We start from the raw sequence: 15891 nt of genomic DNA, 5'->3' as shown, positions 1-15891 counted from the left end.
AATTTAATCCTTCAGTTTTTTGTAATTATCATTTATGATCCCTATATTTGCATCGTAATACTTATTCAAGCCTCTTTACACAACCTGTAAACGTAAATAAGTGAAAAGAATTAAGCCCGTTTCGACGGGCTTTTTTTATATCACCCTCCATTTGATCGTGAACACCTCTTCCTGAATCAGTTTTTGATCCAGCATCTTTTCAATATCCGTCAACAGGTTCTCCTTTCTCTCGTCAATTTCATCCTGAGAAACAAACAATGATTGCCTCTTCTCATTGCGTTCCTTTTCCAGTTTCTTTATTTCACGTTGTGCCGCTACTTTTGATTCGAGACTGAGCATTTTCTTTGCTTCTGCTCTCCGGAGCTTTATTTCAGCATCAAGATCCTTTATTTCCTTCTCGAGGCTAATCTTCATGTCATCGGCCCACTGATCGAGCTTGTCCATCTCAATATCAAAAAAATCTCTGTTTCGCAATGCATTGGTGGTAACAATTTCCTGCCTATACCTGGCGATGCTCTTTGACAGACGTGATTCAGTTTCGGGATCTAAATATAGCAAATCTTTCTCTTCTGTCCGCAATGAAAAGAGTCTTTGGGCTATTTCGGGCTCAATCTCAGCGCCCTCATCCGTAATACAGGACAACAACAAATAATCTTCGTCTTCAAACGAATTGATGTTCAATTGTTCCACCCGCAACCATCCGGAATTGCCTATCAAACCGTTCAATGAGGATATGAGCGTAGGGGTGTCGGTATAATTGAATTCGATCATCCGCACCGGTGTGGGTAGCGATTTGCATTCCTGCAAGATGCGTTGCGCCAATTTGTGCCCTACCCTGTAGATGTTCGTATCATCCGGGACAACGATATCGCTTTTCTTCTTCCCCTCCTCGGTACGAAGCATCTTGTAAGAACCAGGATGAATGGTCACATCGTGAAAGGGATTCCCGGGCAAATGGAATGAGAAATCACTGTCGTTGAAAAATGCATCGTCTTTCAACACATACTTGGTTATCTTCCACAATTTTTGTTCGAAAGAATTGAGGTAGGATCTCGTTTTATCGTAATTGACCCTCAACTTCTCCCGCACCTCCTCATCAAAATTTTCCAACAAGATAGAACGAACACGCTGTAATTTTTCTGAGATGGCAGGTTTCAACTCCTCCTGCAAATCATCGAAAGCACTTTGAATCTCTTCGGTCGTTCTACATTCCTGGTATATCTGGGCTATTCTCTTCTCAAAGTCGACCCCGTTGCCTATAACACCCAACACTTCATCGCTGGCACCAAAGACACCATCGAACAACCTGAACTTCTGCTCCAGCAGTTCATATACACGTACATCGGCCTGGTTCCGGATATTGACAAAATTGACCACCACATCAAACTTTTGTCCATACCTGTGACAGCGACCAATTCTTTGCTCAATCCTTTGCGGGTTCCAGGGCATATCGTAATTCAGCACCAACGAACAAAATTGCAGGTTAACCCCTTCAGATGCCGCTTCGGTTGCAATCATGATGGTCGCATTGTCTCTGAAATAATCGACTATCGCGGATCGCTTATCTGCGGTGGGTGATCCGGAAATCTTGTCGGTACCTTTATGCTTTTCAAGCCACCGGTTATAGATCTTGGTTGACTGTGGATCATTATTTGTGCCATTGAACAGAACAACCTGATCTTTGTACTTTTTCTCTGTCAGGAGATTATACAAATATTCCTGGGTCCTCCTAGATTCGGTAAAGATCAGTGCTTTCTGGTTGGCCCCCAACAGTTGTAACTGTTCAAAAGCTTTGTCCAGCGCAATGAAAAGGTGATCAGCTTTCGAGTTTTTCTTTATTACCCTGGCCAGTTCGCGGAATTCCTTCAGAACTACGATCTCTTCTTTTATTCCCTGGATATCAGCATCGGAATATTGCTGTTCTTCTTCCACGATGCTCTCTTCTTCATCTTCGACCCACTCATCCCTTGTTTCATTCAACGCCTCATATTCATCGGAGAATAAATCGGCAATATCAGTTTCATGTTTCTCAACGATGGATTCGAGCCTTTTGACCAATGTGTCGAAAGTACCATAAATGGCATAGGTTGATGAGGCCAGCAGTTTACGCAGGATAAGCGTCATCAACTGCCTCTGACTCCTGGGCAAGGCATACAGTTTTGGCTTTTGCAGGTATTTAGAAACGGCATCGTACAATTCCTGTTCCTGGCTCCGGGGAATATATTCTTCACAGATTGCTCTCCGCTCAGTGTAACTGATGTATTCCAACACCTGCCGGCGGAGTGTTCTCTTACAGACCGACTGCAGTCTTTTTTTCAACTCATAATAATCCTCTTCTTCAAGCTGGCGGCTATATTGGCTTTTGAAGCTTTTCAGATCACCGAACACGAAATCATCGATGATGCTGACCAAACCATACAATTCGAGTACCGAATTCTGAAGAGGAGTAGCAGTAAGCAGAACCTTTTTTCTGGGTAGAAGCGCTTGTCTGATGGCATTCCCAATCAAATTGGAAGACTTGTACACATTTCTCAACCGGTGCGCTTCATCAATGATCACCAGGTTCCAGTTGGTCGCTTCAACATAACTCGCTTTTGACTTGGCAAACTGGAATGAACAAATAACGATCTTGTCCTTCTGATGAAATGGATTGAAGTTTTTCTCATTGATCTCGTTGTTAAACGATTTCGTTTCGAGAATCACAGAGGGTAGAAAGAACTTATTGGCCAATTCCTGGCTCCATTGTTTCCTGAGGTTGGACGGACAAATAATTAACAGGCATCTTTTTCGTTCGGTCCACTGTTGGGAGAGAATAATTCCGGCCTCGATAGTTTTTCCTAGTCCCACTTCATCAGCCAGGATCGCTCCATTCGAGAGCGGAGACTTGAATGCAAACAGGGCTGCTTCAACCTGATGTGGATTGAGATCGACTTGCGCATCCTGAAGCGAAACAGTGAATTTCCCTATATCGTTTGAAGGAAGCTGCCTGGTAAGTTCGTGCGAAAAATATTTGGCCTGATATGAAGTCAGATTCATATTCCCATGAAAATTGCATCGATCGTTCTACTAAACACAAATGTACAATTATTTTGTTAAAAAACATTCATAATCAATCATCAAGAATGTACGAAGAAAAAGGGCAAAAATAAATGGAGATTTTGACAACTTGTCTCATGCATACATTTGTTAGATTTTAAGACTGAAGCGCAAGTCCAGATGAAGGTCAGTAAATGTGATATGAGATCCGGGTACTTGATTGGGTGTTCCGGAGAGTCAGGGTGAATTTGTTTACACATTGTTTACACAAAAAGCAAAACACTCACCGGAGATTCCGATAAGTGCCTTATTTTTAAAGTGATCCGGGCGGGATTCGAACCCACGACCCACAGCTTAGAAGGCTGTTGCTCTATCCAGCTGAGCTACCGGACCCTCCTTTATTTGAGGATGCAAAAATACGTCAATTCTCAGAATAAAAAAAATTTATAAATCTGTATTTGAAGCTTCTTCATAAAAAAAGCGGCAAATGCCGCTTTTACTTAAAATACTTTGAACCTATTTTTAGAGCACACCCTGAGCCATTATCGCCTTCGCCACCTTCATAAAACCGGCAATATTGGCACCTTTCACATAATTTACGTAGCCATCGCTTTCAGTACCATACTTCATGCAATTTTCATGAATATTGGTCATGATCCATTTCAGCTTTTCATCGACCTGTTCGGCAGACCAACTATAACGTTCCGAGTTTTGTGTCATCTCCAGTCCTGACACCGATACACCACCGGCGTTGGCTGCCTTTCCGGGAGCATAAAGGATCTTTGCACTCTGGAACACTTCGATTGCTTGTGGTGTACTGGGCATATTGGCTCCTTCTGATACGGCAAAAACACCATTTTTCACCAACGCTTCCGCATCTGCCTGGCTAATCTCGTTCTGCGTGGCGGAGGGAAGGGCTATATCACCCTTTTCTCCCCAGGGACGCGCTCCCGGGACATATTTACAGCCGTATTCTTCGGCGTACTCCCGGATACGACCACGGTAGAGATTCTTGAGTTCCATCACAAACCGTAGCTTTTCAGCAGTAATTCCCTCCGGATCGTATATATAACCATCTGAATCGGAAAGTGTCACCGGAATTGCACCAAGCTCGATCAGCTTCTCACAGGTATACTGTGCTACATTTCCTGAACCGGAAACCAGACATTTTTTCCCTTTTATGTCGATATTCTTTGTTTTCAACATCTCCAGCAGAAAATAAACATTACCGTAACCGGTTGCCTCGGGACGGATCAGCGATCCGCCAAATTCGCGGCCCTTGCCTGTAAAGGTTCCAGTAAATTCACCTGCCAGTTTTTTGTATTTCCCGAACATATAACCTACTTCACGTCCACCCACACCGATATCGCCGGCAGGCACGTCGGTATCGGGACCTATAACTTTCCACAAACCTTCGGTAAAAGCCTGACAGAAACGCATAATCTCTCCGTCGGACTTGCCACGGGGCGAGAAGTCGGATCCCCCCTTTGCGCCACCCATGGGCAACGTGGTAAGTGCATTTTTAAAAGTTTGTTCAAACGCAAGAAACTTCAGGATCGATGGCGAAACAGAAGCATGAAAGCGTATACCTCCCTTATATGGACCAATTGCATTGTTGTGCTGTACACGGTAACCCATGTTGGTCTGCACATTGCCCTTATCATCCACCCACGTCACCCGAAAAGAATGAATCTTGTCGGGAATAATTAACCGCTCAATCAGATTGGCCTTTTCAAACTCGGGATGTTCATTATACACATCCTCAATAGATTCCACTACTTCCTCCACGGCCTGCAGATATTCAGGCTCGTTAGGAAAACGCCTTTTTAAAAGATCGATAACCTGTGTAGTATTCATATTAAACCTTTAAATAATCATATTGGAGCACAAAGGTATATAAAAATTTCTAAAATAAAAGTTTCGGAGTAAAAAATATTATTTTTGATACAAAAAGAGCTATTTTCTTAGACTTTTGTAAATAGGAATAAAGACAATGACACCCGACATAAGAATAGAGAATAGGGTAAACACAGTGAGATGGGCATACAATAAAATGTAGACGACCAGTACAATCCAAAGAATAAGGATACTTGCAATTTGAGTTTGAGAAAGTCTTTTTCCTGCCATAGCAATTTGATTTATACCCGCAAAGATAAATAAAAGGGATAAGGTAATATAGTTAAAATTTTAATGTTTATGATTCATCCCTTTGTCATTTCGGAAAGATAGTGCATTTTTGTAAATCTTTTTTTAAAGCAGTATCTGTGGAATGATGAAGACATCCGATACTATTTTCTCAGGTTATCACTTTTCTCATCTGTTCTATCAAAAACAGACCATATTGCTTCTCAATAAAAATCACCCTTAAATAAGACATCTATGTGTGGAATCGTAGGTTATATTGGCAACAGGCAAGCTTATCCCATATTGATCAAAGGCCTTCACAGGCTCGAGTACCGCGGTTACGACAGTGCCGGCATTGCATTAATTGATCATGAAAGCCTTAAAGTATACAAGGCAAAAGGAAAAGTAGCCGAACTGGAACAGTTTGCACAGCAGAAAGATATTTCAGGTACCATCGGAATCGCACACACCCGTTGGGCCACGCACGGGGAGCCTACGCAGAACAATGCACATCCCCACTATTCACAGTCGGAAGATATTGCAATTATTCATAATGGCATCATAGAAAACTACGCTGTCCTAAAAGATGGTTTAATGAAGGAGGGATACCGGTTTCAGAGCCAAACCGACACAGAGGTACTGGTGCAACTGATAGAATACATGAAGATCAAAAACGATGTGGATCTGCCTACGGCCGTTCAGCTAGCTCTTAATCAGGTCGTGGGTGCATACGCCATCGCCGTTCTGGAGAAGCACAATCCTGATTTGATCGTCACCGCCAGAAAAGGAAGTCCGCTTGTGATTGGCATTGGTGAAGATGAATATTTTATCGGATCCGACGCCACACCCATCATTGAATACACCAATCAGGTGATTTATGTGGGTGAAGAGGAGATTGTGACGATCAAGCGTAATGAGCCACTCAGAATCAAGACGATAGGAAATATCGAAAAGACTCCTGAGATAAAAAAGCTGGAAATGACACTCAGCCAGCTGGAGAAAGGGGGTTACCCCCATTTTATGCTCAAAGAAATATTTGAACAACCTTCTACGTTAAGCGATTGTATGCGTGGCAGGGTGAATGTGGATTCGGACAATATTACACTGGCCGGCTTTATCGACAACAGGGAGAAGTTCCTGCAGGCAAAGCGCATTATCATTACTGCATGCGGTACGTCATGGCATGCGGCCCAGATAGGAATGTATGCGATTGAGGAGTACGCACGGATTCCTGTGGAAGTGGAATATTCTTCGGAGTTTCGCTACAGAAAACCGGTTATCAACAAGGATGATATTGTCATTGCCATTTCCCAGTCGGGAGAGACAGCCGACACGCTGGCTGCTGTTGAGCTGGCAAAACAACACGGTGCCTTTATTTTTGGTATCTGCAATGTGGTAGGTTCATCCATTCCCAGAAACACCCACTCGGGATGTTATACCCATGTTGGGCCCGAGATCGGAGTAGCATCTACCAAGGCTTTTACGGCACAGGTAAGCGTGCTAATCATGTTAGGTATTCTCATCGCCAAAGAGAAAGGGTTTATATCGCATAACGAATATGTAGGATTAATCAAAGAATTAAGTCTGATTCCCGGAAAGGTGGGTGAGGTACTCCATAAAAACGATCAGATTGCCGAACTGGCCAAAACCTTTACCTATGCCAGCAATTGTATCTACCTTGGGCGGGGATATAATTTCCCGGTGGCGCTGGAAGGTGCGCTTAAACTGAAAGAAATTTCCTATATCCATGCCGAAGGTTATCCCGCCGCAGAAATGAAGCATGGCCCCATCGCCCTTATCAGTCATGAAATGCCGGTCATCGCCATTGCTACCCAATCGGACACATACGAAAAAGTAGCCAGTAATATCCAGGAGATCAAGGCGCGTAAAGGTAGAATTATCTCCATTGTCACCCAAGGAGATGACACGATTAAAAAGCTTTCCGCACACAGCATCGAAGTGCCTGAAACCATTCCCTGCCTCTCGCCACTGCTTTCTGTAATCCCTTTACAATTGCTGGCTTACCACATTGCCGTTGTGAAAGGGTGTGATGTGGATCAACCCCGCAATCTGGCAAAATCCGTCACAGTAGAATAAAAAACTTAAACCAATTGTTTTTTCGAAAAAGTGAAAGCCACGAGCAATATATTTGAACCATTGTTTTTTACTTTTATCTATATTTTATAACTTTGACTCCGTTTAATTCAAAATCTTCATAATTGTTCTTGTTACAATTGAAAAAGTCATTCAACTTCCAATGGATTCAATTTATTTAATTATTGTCATTGTTCTTTTGGGGTTGGCAGCACTCGACCTTGTGGTAGGTGTAGCCAACGATGCGGTCAACTTCCTCAACTCCAGTATCGGCTCTAAGGTAGCTCCCCTATGGGTGATCTTCACCGTGGCCTCTTTGGGTGTGCTAATAGGTTCGATGTTCTCGAGCGGCATGATGGAGATTGCCCGTAGCGGTGTCTTTTATCCTGAAAAGTTTACTTTCCCTGCAATCATGATGCTTTTTTTGGCGGTGATGTTGACCGATGTGGTGCTGCTGGACCTGTTCAATACGTTCGGCCTGCCCACCTCCACTACCGTTTCGCTGGTTTTTGAACTATTGGGCGCAGCTGTTGCTGTCGCGTTATTTTCGCTATGGACAACGGGGTCAGGTGAGAACTTGGGAGACTATATCAACAGTGGGAAAGCACTGGCAATTATCGGTGGTATTTTTATTTCTATTGCTATTGCCTTTGTGGTGGGTAGCATTATTATGTATATATCCCGTTTAATTTTCTCGTTCAATTACGGGAAAATGTTTAAATATCTGGGTGCCCTATGGGGAGGAATTGCATTGACTTCAATTACCTACTTCGCAATTTTCAAAGGGCTGAAAGGCAGTATACTGGTTACTCCGGAGATGCTCAGCTACCTTGAATACAACATGGGTACGGCTCTCTTGTACACCTTCCTGGGGTGGACACTGTTAATGGCACTCTTGCAGCATCTCTTTCGCGTAAAAATTTTAAAAGTGATTGTGCTGGCGGGAACAGCGGCTCTTGCGATGGCTTTTGCAGGAAACGACCTGGTAAATTTTATCGGGGTTTTCCTGGCAGGATTCGATTCATTCCAGATTGCACAAGGTGTGGCTGCTTCTGGCGGAGACATCCAGACACTTCATATGGGCAGATTATCAGAACCGGTAATCGCTAAAACTGGCTGGCTGCTGGGAGCAGGTGTGATTATGGTACTGGCTCTCTGGCTTTCAAAAAAATCACGCAGTGTAACAGAGACAGAAGTTAATCTTGCCCGTAAGGGAGAGGGAGTGGAGCGATTTTCCTCATCACCCTTGTCCCGTTCACTGGTAAGAGGCAGCCTTAATTTCAGCAAATCGATGGGCAAAATTATGCCGGCTCAGGTAAAAAGTTTTCTCGAAAGCAGGTTCGAACCGGTAGAGTTGGAGAATAAGGCTTCTTTCGATTTAATCAGGGCCTCCATCAATCTTACGATCTCTGCTCTCTTAATCTCACTGGGGACCTCGTTAAAATTACCGCTCTCCACCACGTATGTAACCTTCATGGTTGCCATGGGATCATCGCTGGCCGATAGGGCCTGGGGACGCGAAAGTGCGGTTTATAGGATAAACGGTGTGCTCACGGTAGTTGCCGGCTGGCTTCTTACGGCACTGGTTGCATTCACTGCTTCATTTGCCGTAGGATTATTTCTGGTATGGGGAGGAAAAATAGCAATAGCGATCATGGTCATACTGGTTATATTGATTCTTTTCAAATCCGACAGATTACACACCAAAAGGAAATCCAAAGAGCTGCAGCATCAGCAGATACTCTCCAACGAAGTACAACTGGTTACCTCAAGCAATGAAGAAGTGCGTCTTTTATTGGATAAAACATTGACCACCTATAAGCGGGTTGTGGACGGGCTGGAATCCGAAAACAGAAAAGTGGCAAGGAAAGCCATGACGGAAGCAAACGAGTTGTATATAAAATTCAAGGATAAGAGAGATTATGAGGTAGTTCCCACGCTGGAGAGTATTCAGGTCAACGCCCTTGAGCTTGAACAGGAATATGTGCAGCTGGTAGACTATTCATATGAAATAACAAAATCACTCAAAGCCATTTCAGAAGCGACTTTTCAATATATCGACAACAATCATTCCGCTTTTTCAAAGGAACAGATCAACGATCTGAGAGTTGTTTTCAAAAATCTCTCGGATGTGTATACAAGCTACTCCAACATGGATATAAGCGGGGATTACAGTAACTTTGATCAGGTAACAGCCATGCGGGAGACAATTATTGAACTGAATTCAAAAATGACAAAGCGACAGATAAAAAGAGTCAAGGAAAATGAATCAAGTACCCGAAATAGCATTCTGTTTCTGAATCTGGTAAATGAATCAAAAATCATTACTCTGCAATCGAGCAACCTTATGAAATCGCATCGCAACTTTAAAGAACAGTATGCAAAATCGGTAGCTGGCCGCGACCCGAAAAAACTTATCATGGACGTAACATTGAACTAACCGGAATAGTGTCTGTTGGGAGTCACTAAAAACATAAAGAAGATATAAACAGAACGCGGATGATACGTAATATATGTATCATCCGCGTAAATTTTTTGTAGGTGTCTAGACGACTGGGTTTACTTTTGTTGCAGACTGATTTCCAGCGTCTGATTTTCTGTCAATTCCACATCCATGGATACAGGTTCATAAGAAATCAATTCTACCTGCAATGCATATTTTCCGGGTTTCACACCGGTAATGGTAAATTTTCCATCCAGATCGGAATAATATTTTTTTCCGTCGACCACAATAGCAGCACCCGCCAGAGTTTCGTTATTCTTTTCATCTACAACAGAACCTGTCAGCTGTAATGCGTTCACACTTTCAACCTGAGCAACCGACCTGGTTTCTCTTACCTTTTCATCATTATTATCCTTGCTTGCAAAGGAAGACGCAGAAAGCAATAAAGAAACGGCAAAAACTAAAACAGACTTCATAAGTGTATTTTTTTGTTTATTTACTGACACAAAGGTAAGCACATCGGAGAATAAACCTGTTACATTTTTATGAAGTTTTTGTTAAGTTTTTATGTCGACTAATTGATTATCAGTACCTTTTTTCGTCCACCAGTACTCCTTTTTCATCCCACATACGCCAGATACCGGTTTTTCTGCCGTCGTAGTAATTCATCTCGTATCGTTGTGTGCCCAGTTCATCCCAAATACGCCAGGTACCGTGCTTTCTGTCATTCTTGTATTCGGCTTCTGAGATCAGCTGTCCCGAAATATCATAGCTCCGCCACAAGCCATGCAACTTTCCTTCTTTGTATGAACGTATTTCTTTTGGTTTTCGGTTTTCAAAATATACCACATAGGCACCTTCGGGAACACCATCCTTAATTTGTATTTCAAGTTTGAGGGTGCCGTTCTCGTAATACTCCCGGTAATCACCGGTATAGAATTCAGTCTGTGCCCGGTCGCGATAATAAATGCCTCCCGATTGATAAATCTGGGGATTCTCCTGCAGTCTTTGCGCCGGCATGCATAAAACCACAGAGAATGCGATAAAAAATGAATATATTTTCTTTTTCATAGGAGTAGGTATTAATAGCTTACTAACAAAGATACAATTAATAAGCAAACGAATAATGAAAAAAGCACCCCTTAAATTCATCAGGGTACTTTTTCCGTTATTGTGAGACCCGTGTCTGATTAGAATTGATAACCCGTCCAGGCAAAAATGTTGGTCGGACAGCCTGTGTTGCTGCCACCAATGGTAACACCTGGCGCGATCACAGGATTCGTGGGACGCTGGGGTGCATTGGTCAGTGCATTGGTCAGGCTGATGGTTGTACCTACAGCGGCCACTCCCTTTGAATCGGTAAGATCAACCAAATCTTCCACCGTTCCGGTACCTTTTACAAGTGCGTTCACGACGGTGGCTTTTGCGCCACGACGGATCTTAATCACGTCCTGCATCCTTTTAGGTTTATCGGCTGCTTCAAAGCTCACGGCAGCAAGCCTCAGATCGACGGTCATATTTTCCACCCTGAAGTCAGATTGGTTTGGATGTCCGGAATAGCCACCATCCAGGTTTCCGTCAGCTTCTATTCCGCGGGGGTCAGATTCACTGCTTGAATAACCTGCTTCCCAGATACCGTATGCATTTTTTAATGTGCCGTTATATCCTTGTGTAAAGTCGAACATATCGTCATCCGAATTTACTGCCAGCAGATTGTTTACATTAACAGAACCGCCAAAAAATTCAATTGCGTCATCAGCACCATCATAAATATAAAGATCACTTATTTTGGTACCATTACCCACACCATTCAGAGTGAGACCGTTGTGTTCCACGTCGGCACTTGAGCGTGCCCCGGTGTTTCCCAAGATAAGGAATGTCAATTCTCCAGAATTATCTGCTGCATTAGTACCTCCGTATACATAGGCTGAGTTTACCTCGGTACTTCCCACCTCACTGGGTGAAGCCAAAGGCGCTCTGCCATTAATGATTAATCCTCCCCAATACCCTTGTCCGGCACTTTCCTTATCGGCAATCATCTTTACTGGTGCCGAGGCAGTTCCTCTTACATTGATTTTTCCTCCCTGCAATACCAGAATATAACTTGAAAAACCTTGCTGTGCCTTGATGGTAGTTCCCGCAGGAATGTTCAAAACACCCCCCTCTTCCACAAGAAGCGGACCTGTTAACAGGTACTCCACATTTGCGTCAAGCGTTTTTGTATCCTTGATTGAACCAGACAATTTATTGTCTTCAACCGGGTCCGTTTCGTTGTTGTCATCCTCACCGCACGAAGCTAACACAAGAGGTGTCAGGAGTGCTGCAAACATTAAGAAGTTCAAAAAAATCTTTTTCATCTTTTGTCCAATTAAAATTAATAATATTACAAATTATCCGCATTTAAAATTCGTAGCTTACGCCAAGACTTATATTTTGTCCTTTTTTAAACTCGTTCAGTATTACCTTCTCATTCGACACACTGCTTTCCCTCGATAACCGGTAAGTTGAATTCAGCATGTTTTGTGCTTTCAGTTTCAGCGAAAGTTGTCTGTTTAAACTGTATGAAGATACAAAATCGAGAGTGGGTACGCCTTCTTCGATAATATCCTTGAACCCCTTGGCACCTATGGTATGGATACGATTACTGAAATAGTTGAAAATGAGAGAAACTAAAAAGCTCTTCTCTTTTCTGGTGTGGGTGTAGGACAAGTCGAGATTTGCAAGAAAGGGTGATGCTCCCTCGAGTCCGCTCTTCCTGGGCTCAGTATTGAGAATGTCCAATTTCAGTTTAGTGTATATGTAGGATGCATTTAATCCGACGGAGAGTCTATTCATCTTCTCCAATTGAGTGTTGAAACGATTGAAAAGATTCTTCCTGAGTTCAAATTCCATACCACCCACAACGGCATGATCACTGATATTGTCATAGGTAAGGAGTCCTGCCGAATTACCCTGATCCACCCGACCTATGGGATTTACAATATATTTATAAAATCCTGTCAATGTCAACAGCTCACCGGGGCCCATGTAATAATCCCACTTCAAATCAACATTGTAATTATCTGATGGTCTTATATTGGGATTACCCTGGCTGGAAAAGGAAATATTCACATACTGATAGGGTGATATTTCTTTTGATTGGGGCAATGTATAGGATTTGCTTGCTCCCAGACGCATACTGTTTTTATCGTTCAGGTCGTACTTCAGGTTTAAGCTGGGTAAAAAGTAGTTTTTCCGGATAGATTCTTCGCCCGGTTGCACATGCTGTACATGGTGATTCACCGTCATATCCGCAATATCCATACGCAAACCGATATTACCGGTGACGTTTTGGAATAACTGCCACGTACCTTCCGCAAATCCGGAGTGTATAAATTTGGTAACCTCATATGAATTGGTGTCGCCTCTGGTCATCTCGAAAAGTCCGGCTTTCAGGTTTGAATCGTTGTAGAAATTATCCAGCTGAAGCGGGTCCATGGAAATGGTACCGGGTACAGCCGTAAAGTTGTACTCCACAGCTTCAAAGTGATTATCCACAAATCGTCCTGTATATCCAAACATAATGGATGATCTGCCGCTGTTAAAGCGGTCATTCAATCTGTAAGTCAGATTTGCTTTCGTATTGATGTCATTTTCCTTCAAGGTTGAGAAAAAACGCTTCTGCCGGTTGCTCCCCGTAAGAATATAAGAACCATCCGTCATCCTGGAGAGGTAATTTTCACGGCGGTCGGGTTCCAGACCTTTGATTACATTATAAGAAACACCCGCTTCCAGATTCAGTTTATCCGTCAACTTCCAGTCGGAGTGTAGTTGATTGGTAATAAGCAAATTATCGTTCGACTGCTGTCTACGATGAAAACCCATATAGTCTTCACTGTCCTGATGCCGTTCACCATGTTTACCTGAATATTCGCCTACATATTGGTTGTTGGCATGAATCAACATGAAATTATATTGCAGGCTGTGTTTACGGTTCAGGTTGTAATTCAGATTACCCAATACAAGCTGGTTAACATTTTGTGAATACTTTTCACCTTCCTGATCCTGGTAGACAAGCCCGCTTGTGATGGAGTTACGTACGATTTCCCGGGTGTAGGAGTAATCAGAACTATGTGATGCGACCATAAAAAAAGAAAGAGGATTTCTGTTTTCACCCATATGGAACATCTTTCCACCGGAAAGACCGAAGCTGTGATTCATCGGTACAGAAACCTTCAAAGGATCAAGACTATTGGGAAAATTGAACTGATTGGCGACCGGTTGTCTTGTATTGGTAAATCCAAAATAATTGGCACCCTCCTGACGCAAAAAATCACTTCCCATTGCAGCACTGTTCAAGCCAGCCGAAAGATCGATATTCAAAGCCTTCTCATCTATCAGTTCCTTTGAGGTGATGTCGATAAGTGCACCCCCCACGTCAGCATAGCTGCTTCCACTAAAAACTTTGCTTATACCGATATTCTGGATGACATCAGTTCCAAAAAACTCCAACGCAATATTTTTATATTCCGGATCTTCCGAGGGGATAGGAAATCCGTTCAGCAGAGTAGCATTATAACGGTCTCCCAGTCCACGGACGAACACGTTTTTCACCCCTTCCTGACGGGAAATGCCAGATACCTGAGCTACCGCGGCCCTGGCATCGCCAATACCTTTTCTGGATAATTCCCGGCTTCCCACAGCCTGGGTAGCCACGAGCGCCTGACGTTGTTCCATCAACAGGATGTTCTCGCTTTCGCGGTTGGCACGTGCCACTACTTCTACTTCTTCCAAGCTAATATCGTCAGAAGTCATTTGAATATTTACGACGATTTCCTGGTTATTTTGTACCACAACGTCTGTTATGGCGACGGATTGGTAAGCAACATAGGATGCAATAAGGGTATGTGTTCCTGAACCTACGTTGTGAATAACAAAATTACCGTCTAAGTCGGCTGCAGCTCCGCTGGTAGTTCCCTCTATTAATACCGATGCGCCGATGAGCGGCTCGTTGGTTTTTGCGTCCGTGATTGTGCCCCTGATGGTGGCTGTCTGAGCTTGAGCAGAAAGCGTAAAGAAAAGGAGTAATAAAAACAGACCGGACAAAAATTTTGACAAATCAAATCTACGTGTCACAAATTCAATATTAAGTTACATTTTCGGCACAAAGGTCTGTTATAAATGTTACAGAACGGTTACGCTTGCGTTACGTTTTTGTTAAGATTTTAGGGCACATAAAAAAACGGGGCGACCATCCTCACTTTCATTTACAGCGATAGAGTTTTATTCTAGTTCCTCATCTGCATTTCAACACGCTCCTTCATGACCTTGGTCACTTTCCCGATCGTATATGCGTACGACAGCAAAAAAACATTGGTCTTCTGTCCGTAAGCCTCTTCAATCATAAACTTGTTCGGATATTTGGGATCATCATTCAGTTGGGTCACCTGAATTGTGCCGTAAGGCTTAATCATTACGTGGCCATCTTCTGCCACTTCCAGGATTAGCGAACTCTCTTCGAGCGCTGTCACAGTGGAGACAAATGTCTCATTTCCTGCGATCATTCGCACACTGTTGTGGGTGAGGGGAAAAAGCTCTTTGTTTGCAGCTGTCACCATGCCGTCAACCATCCCTGTCATTGTATAAAATGAATTGGTTGCCTGAGAAGCATAGTCGTTTTCCAGAAGTACCTGATACAGGATCGTACTTTTTTTCGGGTTAAGCGCTACGCCGGAAATATCGGTGGCACGCAATCCTATAAAATAGGTTGAGTCAGGCGAAAGACCCTCGGGTCGCAATGTGATCATGGTCCTTCCGGTACGTTCGCCAGCTTTAACATGAATTTCATACTTGGCAATCTCATACTTATCATTGGGGAGTGCCCTGGCATACAGGCTCTCATCGGCATCATAAAGTGAATAATTATACAATGCCAAGGGTGCCGGGTCTTCCTCCAGTCCTATAATCAAATCATTTCCGGGTGCATGTGTGCCACCCACCGAGACAGCAATATACCCTGTCACCTCCTCACCGGTTAAATGAACTACTTCCTTGAAAGAGTTGTAGTAGTCGCTGCTGATCAAGGCAACTTCATTTTTATACATCTCCTTTTCAAAGATCGCATCGTCGTTGCAGGATGTCACGATCCCCATCAATATCATTAAGCCCAATAATATCTGTTTCATCTGTTTTGTATCGTTTTCTGCTTGTTCTAC

At 43.2% G+C, this 15891-nt stretch carries 9 protein-coding genes and 1 tRNA gene; 2 read left to right on the top strand and 8 right to left on the bottom strand.

The window, feature by feature from the left end; translation table 11 throughout:
* Nucleotides 1-135: 135 nt before the first annotated feature.
* The 3 genes from AC1HCU_RS13440 to AC1HCU_RS13430 all read right to left on the bottom strand — a co-directional run bounded on the left by AC1HCU_RS13440 (nt 136) and on the right by AC1HCU_RS13430 (nt 4893).
* Complete coding sequence (locus AC1HCU_RS13440; protein ID WP_286861122.1) at nt 136-3036, bottom strand: SNF2-related protein; 2901 nt, start codon at nt 3034-3036, stop codon at nt 136-138.
* A gap of 319 nt (nt 3037-3355) precedes the next feature.
* A tRNA-Arg gene (locus AC1HCU_RS13435) sits at nt 3356-3429 on the bottom strand.
* Between the two features lie 129 nt (nt 3430-3558).
* Nucleotides 3559-4893: an NADP-specific glutamate dehydrogenase gene (locus AC1HCU_RS13430; protein WP_286880278.1), complete on the bottom strand. Its 1335-nt coding sequence runs from the start codon at nt 4891-4893 to the stop codon at nt 3559-3561.
* 522 nt (nt 4894-5415) lie between these two features.
* Here AC1HCU_RS13430 and glmS point away from each other — a divergent pair.
* Both glmS and AC1HCU_RS13420 read left to right on the top strand, forming a co-directional pair.
* Nucleotides 5416-7257, top strand: a complete 1842-nt coding sequence (gene glmS / locus AC1HCU_RS13425; RefSeq protein ID WP_480366723.1) for a glutamine--fructose-6-phosphate transaminase (isomerizing) — start codon at nt 5416-5418, stop codon at nt 7255-7257.
* A gap of 160 nt (nt 7258-7417) precedes the next feature.
* Nucleotides 7418-9694, top strand: a complete 2277-nt coding sequence (locus AC1HCU_RS13420) for an inorganic phosphate transporter (RefSeq protein WP_480366721.1) — start codon at nt 7418-7420, stop codon at nt 9692-9694.
* Nucleotides 9695-9813: 119 nt separating this feature from the next.
* Here AC1HCU_RS13420 and AC1HCU_RS13415 read toward each other — a convergent pair whose 3' ends face one another.
* The 5 genes from AC1HCU_RS13415 to AC1HCU_RS13395 form a co-directional block, all read right to left on the bottom strand.
* Nucleotides 9814-10173, bottom strand: coding sequence for a carboxypeptidase-like regulatory domain-containing protein (locus tag AC1HCU_RS13415; protein WP_286860322.1), 360 nt, complete (start codon nt 10171-10173; stop codon nt 9814-9816).
* Between the two features lie 109 nt (nt 10174-10282).
* The gene (locus AC1HCU_RS13410) at nt 10283-10768 is read right to left on the bottom strand and encodes a toxin-antitoxin system YwqK family antitoxin (RefSeq protein ID WP_286860319.1); all 486 of its coding nucleotides are present in this window, start codon (nt 10766-10768) and stop codon (nt 10283-10285) included.
* Nucleotides 10769-10887: 119 nt separating this feature from the next.
* Entirely contained in the window at nt 10888-12054 is a 1167-nt protein-coding gene (locus AC1HCU_RS13405) for a hypothetical protein (RefSeq protein ID WP_286860316.1), read from the bottom strand.
* A gap of 43 nt (nt 12055-12097) precedes the next feature.
* On the bottom strand, nt 12098-14812 hold the full coding sequence (locus AC1HCU_RS13400) for a TonB-dependent receptor (protein WP_480366718.1): 2715 nt from the start codon (nt 14810-14812) through the stop codon (nt 12098-12100).
* 152 nt (nt 14813-14964) lie between these two features.
* Nucleotides 14965-15861 (bottom strand): BT_3044 domain-containing protein, encoded by an 897-nt coding sequence (locus tag AC1HCU_RS13395; protein ID WP_286860309.1) that lies wholly within the window; start codon nt 15859-15861, stop codon nt 14965-14967.
* Nucleotides 15862-15891 lie beyond the last annotated feature (30 nt).

Source organism: Proteiniphilum sp. LBM24028, from assembly GCF_056629195.1.
The sequence above is the reverse complement of the archived record's forward strand: the minus strand, read 5'-3'. Positions and strand labels throughout refer to the sequence as shown.

Bases quoted from the DNA above. Each gene is read 5' to 3' on its own strand.
- AC1HCU_RS13440 (WP_286861122.1), bottom strand. From the start codon at position 3,036: ATGAATCTGACTTCATATCAGGCCAAATATTTTTCGCACGAACTTACC.
- AC1HCU_RS13405 (WP_286860316.1), bottom strand. From the start codon at position 12,054: ATGAAAAAGATTTTTTTGAACTTCTTAATGTTTGCAGCACTCCTGACA.
- AC1HCU_RS13420 (WP_480366721.1), top strand. From the start codon at position 7,418: ATGGATTCAATTTATTTAATTATTGTCATTGTTCTTTTGGGGTTGGCA.
- AC1HCU_RS13430 (WP_286880278.1), bottom strand. From the start codon at position 4,893: ATGAATACTACACAGGTTATCGATCTTTTAAAAAGGCGTTTTCCTAAC.
- glmS (WP_480366723.1), top strand. From the start codon at position 5,416: ATGTGTGGAATCGTAGGTTATATTGGCAACAGGCAAGCTTATCCCATA.
- AC1HCU_RS13395 (WP_286860309.1), bottom strand. From the start codon at position 15,861: ATGAAACAGATATTATTGGGCTTAATGATATTGATGGGGATCGTGACA.
- AC1HCU_RS13415 (WP_286860322.1), bottom strand. From the start codon at position 10,173: ATGAAGTCTGTTTTAGTTTTTGCCGTTTCTTTATTGCTTTCTGCGTCT.
- AC1HCU_RS13410 (WP_286860319.1), bottom strand. From the start codon at position 10,768: ATGAAAAAGAAAATATATTCATTTTTTATCGCATTCTCTGTGGTTTTA.